Source organism: Streptomyces sp. TRM49041 (genome assembly GCF_008271805.1).
In the GTDB taxonomy this organism is placed as follows: Bacteria; Actinomycetota; Actinomycetes; order Streptomycetales; family Streptomycetaceae; genus Streptomyces.
The window spans coordinates 100,961-115,809 of the sequence record NZ_VSRY01000091.1 but is presented as its reverse complement, the minus strand read 5'-3'; the positions used below and the strand labels follow the sequence as shown (position 1 = coordinate 115,809).

The 14,849-nt window shown below is 71.8% G+C and carries 14 protein-coding genes; 7 read left to right on the top strand and 7 right to left on the bottom strand.

The features are described 5' to 3' along the window. The first annotated feature begins 28 nt into the window (after positions 1-28). Positions 29-511: a DUF3093 domain-containing protein gene (locus FVS66_RS08200; protein ID WP_149180342.1), complete on the top strand. Its 483-nt coding sequence runs from the start codon at positions 29-31 to the stop codon at positions 509-511. Positions 512-601: 90 nt separating this feature from the next. Here FVS66_RS08200 and FVS66_RS08195 read toward each other — a convergent pair whose 3' ends face one another. The 4 genes from FVS66_RS08195 to FVS66_RS08180 all read right to left on the bottom strand — a co-directional run bounded on the left by FVS66_RS08195 (position 602) and on the right by FVS66_RS08180 (position 4,120). Next, on the bottom strand, positions 602-1,525 hold the full coding sequence (locus FVS66_RS08195; protein WP_149180341.1) for a hypothetical protein: 924 nt from the start codon (positions 1,523-1,525) through the stop codon (positions 602-604). A 13-nt stretch (positions 1,526-1,538) separates the two neighbouring features. Next, entirely contained in the window at positions 1,539-1,835 is a 297-nt protein-coding gene (locus tag FVS66_RS08190) for a DUF4193 domain-containing protein (RefSeq protein WP_010471668.1), read from the bottom strand. Positions 1,836-2,228: 393 nt separating this feature from the next. Next, a complete protein-coding gene (locus FVS66_RS08185; protein ID WP_149180340.1) occupies positions 2,229-3,464 on the bottom strand; it encodes a HAMP domain-containing sensor histidine kinase in 1,236 nt (411 codons plus the stop codon). A 2-nt stretch (positions 3,465-3,466) separates the two neighbouring features. Further along, positions 3,467-4,120, bottom strand: a complete 654-nt coding sequence (locus tag FVS66_RS08180; RefSeq protein WP_149180339.1) for a response regulator transcription factor — start codon at positions 4,118-4,120, stop codon at positions 3,467-3,469. Between the two features lie 340 nt (positions 4,121-4,460). Between FVS66_RS08180 and FVS66_RS34865 the strand changes: the two genes are divergently transcribed. After that, entirely contained in the window at positions 4,461-4,634 is a 174-nt protein-coding gene (locus FVS66_RS34865; protein ID WP_187645441.1) for a hypothetical protein, read from the top strand. Between the two features lie 143 nt (positions 4,635-4,777). Here the strand turns inward: FVS66_RS34865 and FVS66_RS08175 are convergent, their stop codons facing one another. Next, positions 4,778-5,605 carry an inositol monophosphatase family protein gene (locus FVS66_RS08175; RefSeq protein ID WP_149180338.1) on the bottom strand — a complete coding sequence of 276 codons (828 nt, stop codon included), beginning with the start codon at positions 5,603-5,605 and terminating at the stop codon, positions 4,778-4,780. Positions 5,606-5,614: 9 nt separating this feature from the next. Then, positions 5,615-6,742, bottom strand: coding sequence for a ferrochelatase (locus tag FVS66_RS08170; protein WP_149180372.1), 1,128 nt, complete (start codon positions 6,740-6,742; stop codon positions 5,615-5,617). A gap of 205 nt (positions 6,743-6,947) precedes the next feature. Here FVS66_RS08170 and FVS66_RS08165 point away from each other — a divergent pair, with 205 nt between their 5' ends. From FVS66_RS08165 to sepH, 3 genes are all read left to right on the top strand, one after another. Then, entirely contained in the window at positions 6,948-8,234 is a 1,287-nt protein-coding gene (locus FVS66_RS08165) for an MFS transporter (protein ID WP_149180337.1), read from the top strand. Beyond that, entirely contained in the window at positions 8,200-9,513 is a 1,314-nt protein-coding gene (locus FVS66_RS08160) for a D-arabinono-1,4-lactone oxidase (RefSeq protein WP_149180371.1), read from the top strand. Before FVS66_RS08165 ends, FVS66_RS08160 begins: the two co-directional genes overlap by 35 nt. A 426-nt stretch (positions 9,514-9,939) precedes the next feature. Continuing rightward, complete coding sequence (gene sepH, locus FVS66_RS08155; RefSeq protein WP_149180336.1) at positions 9,940-10,998, top strand: septation protein SepH; 1,059 nt, start codon at positions 9,940-9,942, stop codon at positions 10,996-10,998. 73 nt (positions 10,999-11,071) lie between these two features. Here the strand turns inward: sepH and FVS66_RS08150 are convergent, their stop codons facing one another. Further along, positions 11,072-11,923 (bottom strand): sulfurtransferase, encoded by an 852-nt coding sequence (locus tag FVS66_RS08150; protein ID WP_149180335.1) that lies wholly within the window; start codon positions 11,921-11,923, stop codon positions 11,072-11,074. A gap of 226 nt (positions 11,924-12,149) precedes the next feature. Between FVS66_RS08150 and FVS66_RS08145 the strand changes: the two genes are divergently transcribed. Together FVS66_RS08145 and FVS66_RS08140 are read left to right on the top strand one after the other, a co-directional pair. Then, a complete protein-coding gene (locus tag FVS66_RS08145; RefSeq protein ID WP_149180334.1) occupies positions 12,150-12,917 on the top strand; it encodes a VOC family protein in 768 nt (255 codons plus the stop codon). 525 nt (positions 12,918-13,442) lie between these two features. Beyond that, positions 13,443-14,837: an ATP-binding protein gene (locus FVS66_RS08140; RefSeq protein WP_187645439.1), complete on the top strand. Its 1,395-nt coding sequence runs from the start codon at positions 13,443-13,445 to the stop codon at positions 14,835-14,837. Positions 14,838-14,849: the final 12 nt, after the last annotated feature.

The following is a 14,849-nucleotide window of genomic DNA, read 5'->3' as shown; positions in this document are numbered from 1 at the left end:
CCGGTCGCACCGTGCCAAGCTTGGGTGTATGCAGCCTTCCGACCTCCCTTCGGCTCCGCAGTACGACGAACGTCTCACCGCCCCTGGACCGTGGTGGCTGATCGCCGCCGCGCTGGGCCTCTCCGGCGGTCTGATGCTGATGCCGCTGGGTGCGGTGCCGATGCTCGGCGGGCTGATCGCCGCGGGCGCGCTCGCGGCGACCGGCGTCAGCGCGTACGGCTCCGCCCGTCTCCGTGTGGTGGCGGGCTCCCTCGTCGCGGGGGACGCGCGGATCCCGGCGGGCGCGCTGGGCGAGCCCGAGGTCCTGGACGCGGAGGAGGCCCGGGCCTGGCGTACGCACAAGGCGGACCCGCGGGCGTTCATGGTGCTGCGCAGCTACATCCCGACGGCGGTGCGGGTCGAGGTGACGGACCCGGCCGATCCCACGCCGTACGTGTATCTGTCGACCAGGAATCCGGAGGCGCTGGCGGCGGCGCTCCAGCAGGCACGCGGCGCGACGGCGGGGCACTAGGCGGCGGCGCACTGGGCGGCGGGACGCTGGGCGACGGGGCACTGGGCGACGGGCGGCCTGGCAGGTGGCCTAGCCGCCGGGCCCGGCCGGTCAGTAGCCGAGTTGCCGGGGGTTCTCGGGCTGCTCCAGCGGGGGCAGCTCGGGGAGCGCGTCCCAGGGGACCTGGCGGCTGCGCAGGTCGCGGCGGATCCGCTCGGCGAGCTTCTTGGTGTCGCGTCGGTTCATGACGGCGCCGACCGCGGCACCCACCATGAACGGGATGAGGTTCGGCAGATTGCGCACGGTGCGCTTCATGATCTGCTGGCGCAGTTCGCGTCTCATCGGGCCGCCGAGGGCCGCGTTGACGGTGACGGGGTTGGTGACGTCGATGCCGCGCTCCTGCGTCCAGGAGGTCAGACAGGCCATCGCGCGCTGTTTGAGGTTGCCCGGCGGCCGTAGTCCGTAGACCTCGTGGAGTTCGGCGATCAGCTTGAGCTCGATCGCGGCGACGCCGGTGATCTCGGCGGCCAGCTCGGCCGACATCGCGGGGGGAACGGGCAGCATGGCGGCCGCGCCGACTCCGGCGCCCACTGTGGCGGTGGCACCGGCCGCGCCCGCGATCAGTTTGTCCGCGAGCTGTTCCGGACCGAGGCCCGGGAACTGCCTGCGGAGGGTGGCCAGGTCCCGGACGGGAACGCGGGGGGCGTTCTCGATGATCCGGTCGGCCAGGTGAGCGATGCCCGCCCGGGCGCCCGCGCCGCTCTTCTTCACTCCGCGCCGGACGGCGTCCAGGCTGCCGCCTGCGCGGGCCGTCGAGCGGCGTATCCGGCGGGGTGCCGCGCCACGGCGGGTCGATTCGAGCGAGGCCGTACGGCCTCGCTCGTCGTCGTCACGCGCATCGGAGGAGGGCAGGTGGGCGAAGGGCTCGGCAGACGCCTCGTGAGCGCCCTGCGCCGGGCCTGTGCCGCCCTGGTGGGCCTCTGGCTTCCCAGGGAGCCGGAAGCGCCGCTTCCGGAACGGGTTGTCGCCTGCCACGGCCGACCGGACCTCAGTCGCAGTCGCGGCAGATCGGCTGACCGTTCTTCTCCCGAGCCAGCTGGCTGCGGTGGTGCACCAGGAAGCAGCTCATGCAGGTGAACTCGTCCGCCTGCTTCGGAAGGACTCGGACGGCCAGTTCCTCGTTGGAGAGGTCGGCACCCGGCAGCTCCAGGCCCTCGGCGGCCTCGAACTCGTCGACGTCGACCGCGGAGGTCGACTTGTCGTTCCGCCGGGCCTTCAGCTCCTCGAGACTGTCCTGGTCGACGTCGTCATCGGTCTTGCGTGGGGTGTCGTAGTCCGTAGCCATGTCACTCTCCCCCTCTGGGTGTTTGCGGTGTCTCCAGCGCACGTAACGCGTGAGAGGCCGGACTTGTGCCCGACCTGAGGCGGAGATTTTGCCTCACATCAAGGTCTGTTACTCAATCGACACCCAACCGGACCCCTCACGAGTGATCGGGTTTGGGTGGCGAACGGGACCGTACACGGTCGGGTTCGTGCGCTTCACAGGCACCACCCCGTGTACTTCCCGTAAGTCTGCCACCTAAAAACCCAGACATTTCAGGCTTTTTTGGGGCAGAAATTCATCACGGAACGTAAGCGGGCGGAAGTGTCTCGTTGTGATCGATCACACAGTGAGCCCCTTACGACACCCACGAGAAATTCCGCGTACAGCGAACAACCGTGTCCCCCGAGCCGGTGATCAGCGGGGCAGAGTGACGCGCATCACGAGCCCGCCGCCCTCACGAGGCTCCGCCGTGATCCGTCCGCCGTGGGCCCGCGCGATGGACCGGGCGATCGAGAGCCCGAGCCCGACGCCCCGGTCGCTGCCGGTGCGCTCCTCCCGGAGCCGCCGGAACGGCTCGAAGATGTTGTCGATCTCGTACGCCGGGACGATCGGCCCCGTGTTCGACACCACCAGCACCGCCTGATCGTGCTCCACCGCGGTCGTGACCTCGACCCAGCCGTCCTCGGGAACGTTGTACCGCACGGCGTTCTGCACCAGGTTCAGCGCGATCCGCTCCAGGAGCACACCGCTGCCCTGTACGACGGCGGGGGCCCGCTCACCGCGGATCTCCACACCCTTGGCCTCGGCCTCGGCATGTACCTGGTCGACTGCGCGGGACGCCACCTCCGCGATGTCGACGGGCTTGCGCTCCACGATCTGGTTCTCGCTCCTGGCGAGCAGCAGCAGGCCCTCGACGAGCTGCTCGCTGCGCTCGTTGGTGGCCAGCAGCGCCTTGCCCAGCTCCCGCAGCTCCACGGGCGCCGCCGTGTCGGAGAGATGGACCTCCAGGAGGGTGCGGTTGATCGCCAGCGGGGTGCGCAGCTCGTGCGAGGCGTTGGCGACGAACCGCTGCTGGGCGGTGAAGGCCCGCTCCAGCCGCTCCAGCATGTCGTCGAAGGTGTCCGCCAGCTCCTTCAGCTCGTCGTCCGGGCCGGCCAGCTTGATCCGGCGGCTCAGGTCGGAGCCGGCCACCTGCCGGGCGGTGCGGGTGATCCGGCCCAGCGGGGACAGCACCCGGCCCGCCATCGCGTAGCCGAAGGCGAACGCGATGATGCTGAGGCCCAGCAGCGCGAAGAGCGAGCGGCGCAGCAGGTCGTCCAGGGCCAGATCACGCTGGTGCTGGAGGCAGCTGGCCATCGCCTCGCTGAACTCGTCGGTGGTCACAGGTCCGGGCAGCCGGCACCAGTCCTGGGTGGGCTGCACCTCGCCGCGCAGGATCCTGAACGGCAGGTCGTCGGTGCTGATGTACAGCGCCTGCCGGGTGAGCAGATAGATGATCGACAGCAGCAGGACGCCGGCGATCAGGAACATGCCCCCGTACAGCAGGGTGAGGCGTATCCGGATGGTCGGGCGCAGCAGGGGCCGGGCGGGGATCCGGGGGTCCCAGGTGGGTTTCGGTGGCGCCCCTCGTGGCGTGGGAGTTCCTGGCACGGTCAGATCCGGTAGCCGGAGCCGGGCACGGTGATGATGACCGGGGGCTCGCCCAGCTTGCGGCGGAGGGTCATCACCGTGACCCGGACGACGTTGGTGAACGGGTCGGTGTGCTCGTCCCATGCCTTCTCCAGGAGCTGCTCGGCGGAGACGACGGCGCCCTCGCTGCGCATGAGCACTTCGAGGACGGCGAACTCCTTGGGCGCGAGCTGGATCTCTCTGCCGTCGCGGAACACCTCGCGGCGGTTGGGGTCGAGCTTGATGCCGGCCCGCTCCAGGACGGGCGGCAGCGGTACGGTCGTCCGCCGGCCCAGCGCCCGGACGCGGGCGGTCAGCTCGCTGAAGGCGAACGGCTTGGGCAGGTAGTCGTCGGCGCCCAGCTCCAGGCCCTCGACCCGGTCGCTGACGTCGCCCGAGGCGGTGAGCATCAGGACGCGAGTGGGCACGCCCAGCTCGACGACCTTGCGGCAGACGTCGTCGCCGTGGATGACGGGCAGGTCGCGGTCCAGCACGACGACGTCGTAGTCGTTGACGCCGATGCGCTCCAGGGCGGCGGCCCCGTCATAGACGACGTCGACGGCCATGGCCTCCCGGCGCAGTCCGGTGGCCACCGCATCGGCGAGCAGCTGCTCGTCCTCGACGACGAGTACGCGCACGGCGCTGTTCCTTCCTCCAAGCCCGGATCCGGGCAGATCTTCGACACAGACGGATCGACGGTGCGCTGCCCATCCTGCCCCTTACGCGCGTAAACCGGCTGTAAGGCGGTCGGCGGACGGTTCCGGGGACCGGGGGCGGGCGGGCGTATTCGCGACAGTCCCGGTTTTTTGAGGTTTCCCTGAGGTTGCCCCGGGGGAGGACGACTGCACACCCGAGATCACGCCGTGTATGAGGCACGCCACGGGCCGCTCTGTCCCCAGAGACCAGAGGCGCTGTGCGTGATCCGACCACACCCTCGGCACACCCCCGTGCCACCGACCCATGACGAGGGGGCGCATCATGGACGCTTTCACCGCAGGACTCCTGCAGCGCATAAGGGCCGCGGAGAGTGACCTCACGTACGCCCGGGAGACCGGGGACGACTTCCTGGCCGATGTCGAGCAGGCGGAGCTCGACGATCTCCGCCGACTGGCCGAGGAGCACGGCGTGGAGGTCTCCACGGCGAACGCCTGACGTTCGGGCGCGTACGCGCCTGCCCGTGGGCCGGGCGCCCCGGTGTCCTGGTGGCACCGGGGCCCTTCACGTAGGCCCGTGCAGCGGCCACAGGGCCACAGGAGGGCCGCGCAGGGCGGCCGGGGCGGCCCTGGTGGGGGCGGTCAGTCGTGCCAGGCGCCCAGGTCCTCCAGGAGGGCCTGGAGCGGTTCGAAGACGCCCGGACCGGCCGCGACGGTGAGGTCGTCGGTCGGGGGCGAGCCGGGGCGGCCGCCGATGAGGGCGCCCGCCTCGCGCGCGATGAGCGCGCCCGCGGCGCGGTCCCAGGGACGCAGCCCGCGCTCGTAGTAGCCGTCCAGGCGGCCGGCGGCGACGTCGGCCAGGTCGACCGCGGCCGAGCCGCCACGGCGGATGTCGCGGAGCCGGGGGATCAGCTGCCGGGCCACCTCGGCCTGGTGGACGCGGACCTCGGTGACGTAGTTGAAGCCGGTCGACACCAGTGCCTGGTCCAGGGGCGGGGCCGGTCGGCAGCGCAGGCGGCGCTCGCCGAGGTGGGCGCCCCTGCCGCGTACGGCGTGGTACGTCTCGCCGCGCATCGGGATCTCGACGACGCCGACCAGGGCCTCGCCGTCCCGCTCGGCGGCGATGGACACCGCCCAGGTCGGCAGGCCGTACAGGTAGTTGACCGTGCCGTCCAGGGGGTCGACCACCCAGCGGATGCCGCTGGTCCCCTCCGCGGCGCCGCCCTCCTCGCCGAGCAGGCCGTCGTGCGGGCGGTGCTCGGCGAGAAGGGCGGTGATCAGCTTCTCTGCGGCGATGTCCATCTCGGTGACCACGTCGATGGGGCTGGACTTGGTCGCGGCGACGCCCAGGTCGGCCGGCCGCCCGTCGCGCAGCAGCGCGCCCGCGCGGCGCCCGGCCTCCAGGGCGACGCCCAGGAGCTCGTCCAGCAGCCGGTCGTCCTCCGGCTCGTGCGGCAGCGGATCGCTCATGGGGCCTCCTCAGGCGTACGGGCTGTCGGCACCGGCGGCGGCGGGCCGCTCGGCGCGGGCGGGGCAGCAGCCGACCGGGCACAGGTCGTGGGAGGGCCCGAGCGCGCCCAGGGCGCAACGCTCCACGGCGGCGCCCCGCTCCGTGGCCGCCCGTTCCAGGAGCAGGTCACGGACGGCGGCGGCGAAGCGCGGGTCGGAGCCCACGGTGGCGGACCGGCGTACCGGCAGGCCCAGCTCGGCGGCCTTCGCGGTGGCCTCCGTGTCGAGGTCGTACAGGACCTCCATATGGTCCGAGACGAACCCGATGGGCACCATGACGACGGCCGGCGCGCCCTCCTTGTGGAGCTCCTCCAGGTGGTCGCAGATGTCCGGCTCCAGCCACGGGATGTGCGGGGCGCCGCTGCGGGACTGGTACACGAGCCGCCAGGGGTGGTCGACGCCGGTGCGCTCCCGTACGGCCTCGGCGATGAGCCGGGCGACGTCCAGGTGCTGCCTGACGTACGCGCCGCCCTCGCCATGGCCCTCGACCGGGCCCGACGTGTCGGCGGCGGACACGGGGATGGAGTGCGTGGTGAAGGCGAGGTGGGCGTCCGCGCGGACCGACTCGTCCAGCTCGGACAGCGACTTCAGGACCCCCTCGATCATGGGCTCCACGAAGCCGGGGTGGTTGAAGTAGTGCCGCAGCTTGTCGACCCTCGGCAGCGGCAGGCCCTCCGCTTCCAGGGTGGCCAGCGCGTCCGCGAGGTTCTCGCGGTATTGCCGGCAGCCGGAGTAGGAGGCGTACGCGCTCGTGGCGAGGACGGCGATGTGGCGCCGCCCGTCGAGGACCATCTCCCGCAGCGTGTCCGTCAGATACGGCGCCCAGTTCCGGTTGCCCCAGTGGACGGGGAGGTCGAGGCCGGCGCCCGCGAAGTCCTCGCGCAGCGCGGCGAGGAGCGCGCGGCACTGGTCGTTGATCGGGCTGACACCGCCGAACAGGAAGTAGTGCTGCCCGACCTCCTTCAGACGCTCCTTGGGGATGCCCCTGCCCCGCGTCACGTTCTCCAGGAACGGGACCACGTCGTCGGGGCCCTCCGGACCGCCGAAGGAGAGCAGCAGCAGGGCGTCGTACGGGGCTGGGTCACGAGGGTCGGACACACGCTGATCGGACATGGGAACGATCCTGCCACCCGCCGCTGACAGCCGGAAAACCGCCGTGCGCGGCCACCCGTTCGGCCGTAATCTGTCAAGGCGGTTCATACGCCTTACGCCTCACCCGCAGCTTCACCCCCCGCAGCCTCACCCCTGCGCTTCACCCTCGCAGCCTCACCCCCTGCGCTTCACCCCCGCTCCGGAGTACCCCTTGCCCAGTCCCTACCGCGCGATCTTCGCCGTTCCCGGCACCCTGGGGTTCTCCGCAGCCGGATTCGTCGGCCGTATGCCGCTGGCGATGATGGGCGTCGGCATTCTGACGATGATCACCGAGCTCACCGGCCGGTACGGGCTCGCGGGCGCGCTCACCGGGACGCTCGCGCTGTCGGCCGCGGTGCTGGGCCCGCAGGTCTCCCGGCTCGTCGACCGGTACGGCCAGCGCCGGGTGCTGCGTCCGGCCACGCTGGTGTCGGTCACGGCCGCCGGCGGTCTGCTGCTCTGTGCCGAGCGGGGGCTGCCGGACTGGACGCTGTTCCTGTGCACGGCCGCCGCGGGCTGTGTGCCGAGCCCCGGCGCGATGACGCGCGCGCGGTGGGCGGAGATCTACCGGGGCAGGTCGCGGGAGCTGCACACGGCGTACTCGCTGGAGTCCATCGTCGACGAGATCTGCTTCATCGTGGGGCCGCCCGTCTCCATCGGCCTGTCGACGGTCTGGTTCCCCGCGGCGGGCCCGCTCCTGGCGGGTGGCTTCCTGCTGATCGGGGTGTGGTGGCTGACCGCACAGCGGGACACGGAGCCGGCGCCGCACCCGGTCGCCGGGCACGCCGGTGGCCGGTCCAGCGCCCTGCGCTCCCCGGGCCTTCAGGTGCTCGTCGTCACGTTCGTCGCGACGGGCGCCATTTTCGGCGCGGTCGACGTGGTGACGGTGGCGTTCGCCGAGGAGCGCGGCCACAAGACCGCGTCCAGCCTGGTGCTGGCGGTGTACGCGCTGGGTTCGTGCCTGGCGGGCGCCGTGTTCGGGCTGCTGCGGCCGAAGGGCGACCCGGCCCGTCGCTGGGTCGTGGGTGTCTGTGCGATGGCCGTGAGTATGATCCCCCTCCAACTGGCCGGGAACCTTCCGTTGCTGGCCGTCGCGCTCTTCGTCGCGGGCCTCGCCATCGCGCCGACGATGGTGACCACCATGGCCCTTGTGGAGGCGCACGTACCGCGCGGCAAGCTCACCGAGGGCATGACCTGGACAGGGACCGGGCTCGCGGTCGGTGTGGCGCTCGGCTCGTCGATCGCCGGCTGGGTGGTCGCCGTGCACGGAGCGGCCGCGGGGTACGCGGTGCCCGGTGTTGCGGGGGTGCTGGCGGCGGCGGTGGCGTTCCCGGGGTACCGCCGGCTGGTCAGGCCGGTGCCGACGCGGGAGGGGCAGCGTGAGCAGCAGGACCCTGAGCACTCTGAGCGGTTGGAGCGGCCGGATCGGGCGGAGCTGCCCGAGCGGAACATGGCGTAACTGGGCGGGCAATGTGACCGTGCGGCCGACTCGGGAGGCACGTCCGGCGTCCGTGGCGGAACTCGCCGGGGTGATCAGGGGCGCCGTCGACGACGGGCTGCGGGTCAAGACCGTCGGTACGGGTCACTCGTTCACGTCGATAGCCGCCACGGACGGGCTGCTGATCCGGCCGGATCTGCTCACCGGGATCCGGCGGATCGACCGTTCGGCGATGACCGTGACCGTGGAGTCGGGTACGCCGTTGAGGCGCCTGAACGCGGCACTGGCCGGGGAGGGCCTGACGCTCACGAACATGGGCGACATCATGGAGCAGACCGTCGCGGGCGCGGCCGGCACCGGGACGCACGGGACGGGCCGGGACTCGGCGTCGATCGCGGCACAGATCAAGGAGCTGGAGCTGGTCACCGCGGACGGGCGGGTGCTGACGTGCTCCGAGAAGGAGCACCCGGAGATCTTCGCGGCCGCCCGGATCGGCCTGGGCGCGCTGGGCGTCGTCTCCGCGATCACGTTCGCGGTGGAGCCGATGTTCCTGCTCACCGCGCGCGAGGAGCCGATGAGCTTCGACCGGGTCACGTCCGAGTTCGAGGCGCTGCACGCGGAGAACGAGCACTTCGAGTTCTACTGGTTCCCGCACACCGGCAACTGCAACACCAAGCGCAACAACCGCAGTCAGGGCCCGGCGGACCCGCCGGGCCGGCTCAGCGGCTGGTTCGAGGACGAGTTCCTCTCCAACGGGGTGTTCCAGGTGGCGAACTCGTTCGGCCGTGCGCTGCCGGCGGCGGTCCCGGCGATCGCGAAGGTGTCCAGCCGGGCCCTGTCGGCGCGTACCTACACGGACATCCCGTACAAGGTCTTCACCAGTCCGCGCCGGGTGCGATTCATGGAAATGGAGTACGCCGTACCGCGCGAGGCGGCGGTGGCGGCGCTGCGCGAGCTGAAGGCGATGGTGGACCGCTCGTCGCTGCGGGTCGGCTTCCCGGTCGAGGTACGGACGGCGCCCGCGGACGACATCACGCTTTCGACGGCGTCGGGCCGGGACACCGCGTACATCGCGGTGCACATGTACCGGGGGACGCCGTACCGGTCGTACTTCACGGCGGCGGAGCGGATCCTGACGGCGCACGCGGGGCGGCCGCACTGGGGCAAGGTGCACACGCGGGACGCGGCGTATCTGGCGGAGGTCTACCCGAGGTTCGGGGAGTTCACGGCGGTGCGTGACCGGCTGGATCCGGACCGGCTGTTCGGCAACGGCTATCTGCGGCGGGTGCTCGGTGACTGACGGCTCGTCCGGCGGCGCCCATAGGAGGCGCGGTTAGTTCCATTTCAGCCGATTTCCACCAAGGAGGCCGCAACCGGGGCCCGATGTCGGAGGGTCAGCTCCCGGGCGGCACGACAACTTCGGCGGCGCGCCGGTCCACTGACATGGCCCGAATGGAGTACTGTGGCGAACCCTGGGCATCGGTCCCTTACGGATGCCCAGGATCAACGGGAGGGGCCGACAATGGCACTCGATCCGGCGGCGTCGCGTATACCGCACGGAGGCCTGCGACAGGGTGTGACCGACCAGTCACACTGAGTCACAGAATAGGTAACCGTGCCATAACGGCGTTCCAGGGCCCATGCCCGACACGCCGGGCAACTCGGCAATGTTGTGGCAGGCTGCACCCGGGCAGGCCACACTCGACTAGCGGAAGCAGCGACGCACGTGACGTCGGCAGGCACCACCCGGGAGGTCCCCATGCCCGAACTGCGTGTCGTGGCCGTCTCCAACGACGGCACACGACTGGTGCTGAAGGGTGCGGACAACACGGAGTACACGCTTCCGATCGACGAACGGCTGCGCGCCGCGGTCCGCAACGACCGCCCCCGCCTCGGCCAGATCGAGATCGAGGTCGAGAGCCACCTCCGCCCCCGTGACATCCAGGCGCGTATACGTGCCGGCGCCTCCGCCGAGGAGGTCGCCCAGCTCGCGGGCATCCCCGTCGAACGTGTCCGCCGCTTCGAGGGCCCGGTGCTCGCGGAGCGCGCCTTCATGGCCGAGCGGGCCCGTAAGACCCCTGTCCGCAGGCCCGGTGAGAACGCCGGTCCCCAGCTCGGCGAGGCGGTGCGGGAGCGGCTGCTGCTGCGCGGCGCCGAGAAGGACACCACCGCGTGGGACTCCTGGCGCCGGGACGACGGCACATGGGAGGTGCTGCTCGTCTACCGGGTCGCCGGTGAGGTGCACACGGCGATCTGGACGTACGACCCGCCCCGGCGGCTCGTCCAGGCCGTCGACGACGAGGCGCGTGCGCTGATCGGCGAGACCGACGACGCCGTGGCCGTCCAGGAGCCGAGCTTCCCGTTCGTACCGCGTATCGCTCGGCTGCCGCGCGACCGGCCGCTGGACCGGCCCGCGGCACCCGCGCCGAGCCCCGAGCCGGAGGAGGAGTCCGAGCGGGACTCGCTGACCAGTCTCCTGGAGGCGGTGCCCAGCTTCCGCGGCGACATGGTCGTCCCCGACCGCCCCGCCGGCTCGGACGCGGCCGGCACCGAGCCCGACACGGAGGCGGAGGCGGAGGACCCGCCGGCGCCCGCCGCGTCGGCCGGGGCCGGATCGGCGTACGCGGACGTCCTGATGCCGCGCTCCGTGACCGGGCACCGCGACCGGCTGACCGGCACGACGGACCGCCAGGCGGAGGCCGACGGCGTCCGCCCCGGCCGCCGCGCGGCCGTCCCCAGCTGGGACGAGATCGTCTTCGGAACCCGCCGCAAGAAACAGGAGTAGCGGCGCCCCGCACGGGCGCCGCGGCCCTGTCACAGCCCCGCCCGGGGACCGCCCGTGGAGCCGTGGCCCCGCGTCAGCCCCGTTCGGGACCGGTGGCGACCGGGCGGGCGGGGTCCCGGGACCACTCGGACCAGGAGCCCGCGTACAGTGCGGCCCTGATGCCGGCCACCTCCAGGGCCAGGACCTCATGGGCGCCGGATACGCCGGAGCCGCAGTAGACGCCCACCTGGGGAGCGTCCAGGGCACCCAGTTCCTTGAAGCGTGCCGCCAGCGCCTCCGGGGCGAGGAAGCGGCCGTCCCCGGTGACGTTCTCGGTCGTCGGGGCCGAGGCCGCGCCCGGGATGTGCCCGGCCACCGGGTCGATCGGCTCCACCTCGCCCCGGTACCGCTCCCCCGCCCGCGCGTCCAGCAGCAGCCCCGACCGCGCCACGGCCGCCGCCCCGTCCGCGTCCAGCAGCGGCAGCCCGCCCGGCTGCGGTACGAAGTCGCCCGGCACCGGCTGCGGCACCGCCGTCGACAGCTCACCCCGCCACGCCGCGAGTCCGCCGTCCAGGACCCGCACGTCGGGGTGGCCTGCCCAGCGCAGCAGCCACCAGGCCCGCGCCGCCGCCCAGCCCTGGCCTCCGTCGTACACGACCACCCGCGACCCGGCGGAGACACCCGCCGCGCGCATCGCCGCGCCGAACACCGCGAGGTCCGGCAGTGGATGGCGGCCGGCCGTGCCCGGCGCACCGGCCAGCTCGGTGTCGAGGTCCACGTACACGGCTCCCGGGATGTGCCCCGCCTCGTACGCGGGACGCCCGGGCGGGCCGCCGAGCTCCCAGCGGACGTCCAGCAGAACCGGCCGGGGAGCGGAGCCGAGTTCCGCCGCCAGGTCGTGCGCCGGGACCAGAGGGTTCGAGTCGGTGCTTGAGTTGGGCTTCATACATGCCATCCTCGCGCAGACACATACCGCGCCGGGACGGCAGCGGGGGATGCGGCATGAAATTTCGGGCATCCTCCTGCGGGATCGCGCCAATCCACGGCGCGGCCGGGGCGCACCGCCCGGCCTGCGGTGCGAGCATCTGACGGGGCGTGAAGCCGCTTGGCCGGCACACGTGCGCCCGGTCCGCCCCGCACGGCCACGACGATGGTCCGAGGAGAGAGTGACGATGACCGAGGCGACTCGGCGCAAGCCCGGCACACCCTGTTGGGTGAGCTTGATGGTGCACGGCCTTGACGCGACGCAGGAGTTCTACGGGGAGCTGTTCGGCTGGGACTTCCAGCCGGGTCCGCAGCAGCTCGGACCGTATGTGCGGGGACTGCTCGACGGCAAGGAGGTCGCCGGTATCGGCCAGCTCCCGGCCGACCGTGATCTGCCGATCGCCTGGACCACGTACCTGGCGTCCGACGACGCCGACGACACCGCCGAATCGATCCACTGCAGCGGCGGCACGGTCGCCGTCGGCCCGCTCGACGCCGGCGACGCGGGCCGGATGGTGATCTGCTCCGACCCGTCGGGCGCCGTCTTCGGGGTCTGGCAGGCCGCGGACCACCTGGGGACGGCGGTGGCGGGCACACACGGTACCCCCGTCTGGAACGAACTGCTGACACAGGAGACCGACTCGGTCGCCAAGTTCTACCGGACGGTCTTCGGCTATGAGCTGGACCCGCTCGTCTCGGCCGACATGGACTTCGTGACCCTGCTCGTGGAGGGGCGGCCGGTAGCGGCGCTGCGCGGGGTCGGCAACGCCCTTCCGCGCGACCGCGGCGCCCACTGGATGACCTGGTTCGAGGTGACCGACCCGGACGCGTCCGCGCGGCAGGTGGTGGACCTGGGCGGCCGGGTGCTGCACGCACCGCACGATGTCGCGGGGGGCCGGCGGGCGACGGTGGCGGACCCGGAGGGCGCCGTCTTCACGATCGTACGGACGGCGTGAACCAGCGAACCGCGGGTGACGGCCGGCGGCTGAGCGCTCGGCCGGACGATGTCGGCCGCCATGCCCGGCGACTGCCGCATGCGGTCGATTCCCTCTATCCACAGCGCCGATATCGACTTCGATCGATCGAATATCAACCTGGATCGGTCAAGTGGCGGTTATCGTTCCGGCACAGGCACCTGGCCATGTCGAACTGACTATGCTCCCCACTCGTGTTGCGCTGCTCTCACAGCGAGTAACCACGCTGTGTTGCGCGCGGGCGGAGCCCGGCTGCCAGGGAGGTGTGACCACCGATGCCGTCTCGGACCCATCGGGGGCACCCGTCAGAACACTTGCGCTCGGCCTAGCGAAGTCCCGACCAGTCCTGTCGGCGCACCGCATCATCCCCAGTCCACAGATTGCATAATGTTTAGGGACTCCTTGATGGTTCGTGCAGATTCATCCCCTGGAGCCCTGCCACGTGCAGTGGCTCCGGCGTGGCTCATCCCTCCTGGTGTTCTGGCCGGGGCCTGCGGTATAGCGCTGATGGCCGTCCCCGCACAGATACGTCCGACGATCGCGCTGTCCGGTCTCGTCGCGGTCGTCCTGGCGGCGATCGCTTCCGCCGAGGCGGCCCGCAGGGCGCGCGCGGCGGAAGCCGCCCGCCACACCCGGGCGACGGCCGGCGTGCATCAGTACTACACGCAGCGCGAGGCCGCGTTGTTCCAGCGTCTGGCCGACCAGCAGACCACCACCGTCTGGCTCGCCGAAGAGCTCCTGCCCGCGGCGGTCGCCCGGCTGCAGAGGGGAGAGCCCGCGTCGGAGATCATGCTCTCCGCCACGTTCGGGGATCATCTCGACAGCGAGTTCGCCGACGCGCTCAGGGCAGCCCTGCGGACGCTCCTGGAAGCCGTGGAAGCCGAGGAGCGGACACGGGACTCCTCACAGCGCGCACTGGTGGCCATCGCCCGCCGGGTCCAGGCGATCGTGCACCAACTCGCCAAGGACCTGCACGAGATGCAGCTCCTGCACGGCACGGATGTCGTGGGCTCCCGTGGCCTGCAGAACGTCGACCACCGCAACGCCCTGATCGGCCGCCTCGCGGCCAGCATCGCGGTCCTGGGCGACTCCCGGCCCGGGCGCCAGTGGTCGAAGCCCATCGCGCTCTACGACGTGGTGCGCGGGGCCATGTCACGCATCGTGGACTTTCCACGGGTGAAGCTGCAGTCGATCACCGAGGTGGCCGTGGTCGGTCCAGGGGCCGAACCTCTGATCCACGTTCTCGCCGAACTGCTCGACAACGCCACGACCTTCTCCCCGCCGAACGCCCCGGTCCAGGTGAGCGCGAGCGAGGTGCCCTCCGGCGTCGCGATCGAGATCGAGGACCGTGGCGTCGGGCTCACCGAAGAGGTCCGGCACCGCGTCGACCGCATCATGGCCCACGCGACGTCCGGCAACCTGGATCTGGCCGACCTGGGCGAGACGACGCAGCTCGGCCTGCCCGTGGTCAGCCGGCTGGCCAAGGAGCACGGCCTCGCCATCGACCTGCGCACCTCCGCGTACGGAGGCGTCCGGGCCGTCGTACTCGTCCCGCGGAACCTGATCACCACAGTTCGAAAGCCTGCCCTGAGAATCCCACAGCCCGCCCTGAAGCACCGGGGCGCGCCCAACCGGCCGAGGCCGACGATGACGCGCGACGCCGCCGCGGATTCCGTCGAGGTTCGACAGACCGCCAACGGACTGCCCCAGCGACGACGCCAGTCGCCCGTCCCCAAACCGGTCGTCCGTACGACTCCCCACCCCCCCGCCGCTCCGGCCGCCTCCCCCCGCACAGACGGCAAGGCCCGGCAGCCGGGCCTGATGTGGGAAGCGTTCAACACCGACAGACCGGGCACAACCCCTCCCAGCCAGACCAGCGAGCCATCAGATAAGGGTGAGTAACCGTGCCGCCAC

Excerpts from the sequence above, each read along its gene's own strand:
- FVS66_RS08200 (WP_149180342.1), top strand. The coding sequence starts at position 29 with ATGCAGCCTTCCGACCTCCCTTCGGCTCCGCAGTACGACGAACGTCTC.
- FVS66_RS08190 (WP_010471668.1), bottom strand. The coding sequence starts at position 1,835 with ATGGCTACGGACTACGACACCCCACGCAAGACCGATGACGACGTCGAC.
- FVS66_RS34865 (WP_187645441.1), top strand. The coding sequence starts at position 4,461 with ATGGACGCTTTCACCGCAGGACTCCTGCAGCGCATAAGGGCCGCGGAG.
- FVS66_RS08175 (WP_149180338.1), bottom strand. The coding sequence starts at position 5,605 with ATGAGCGATCCGCTGCCGCACGAGCCGGAGGACGACCGGCTGCTGGAC.
- FVS66_RS08150 (WP_149180335.1), bottom strand. The coding sequence starts at position 11,923 with ATGAAGCCCAACTCAAGCACCGACTCGAACCCTCTGGTCCCGGCGCAC.
- FVS66_RS08145 (WP_149180334.1), top strand. The coding sequence starts at position 12,150 with ATGACCGAGGCGACTCGGCGCAAGCCCGGCACACCCTGTTGGGTGAGC.
- FVS66_RS08140 (WP_187645439.1), top strand. The coding sequence starts at position 13,443 with ATGGCCGTCCCCGCACAGATACGTCCGACGATCGCGCTGTCCGGTCTC.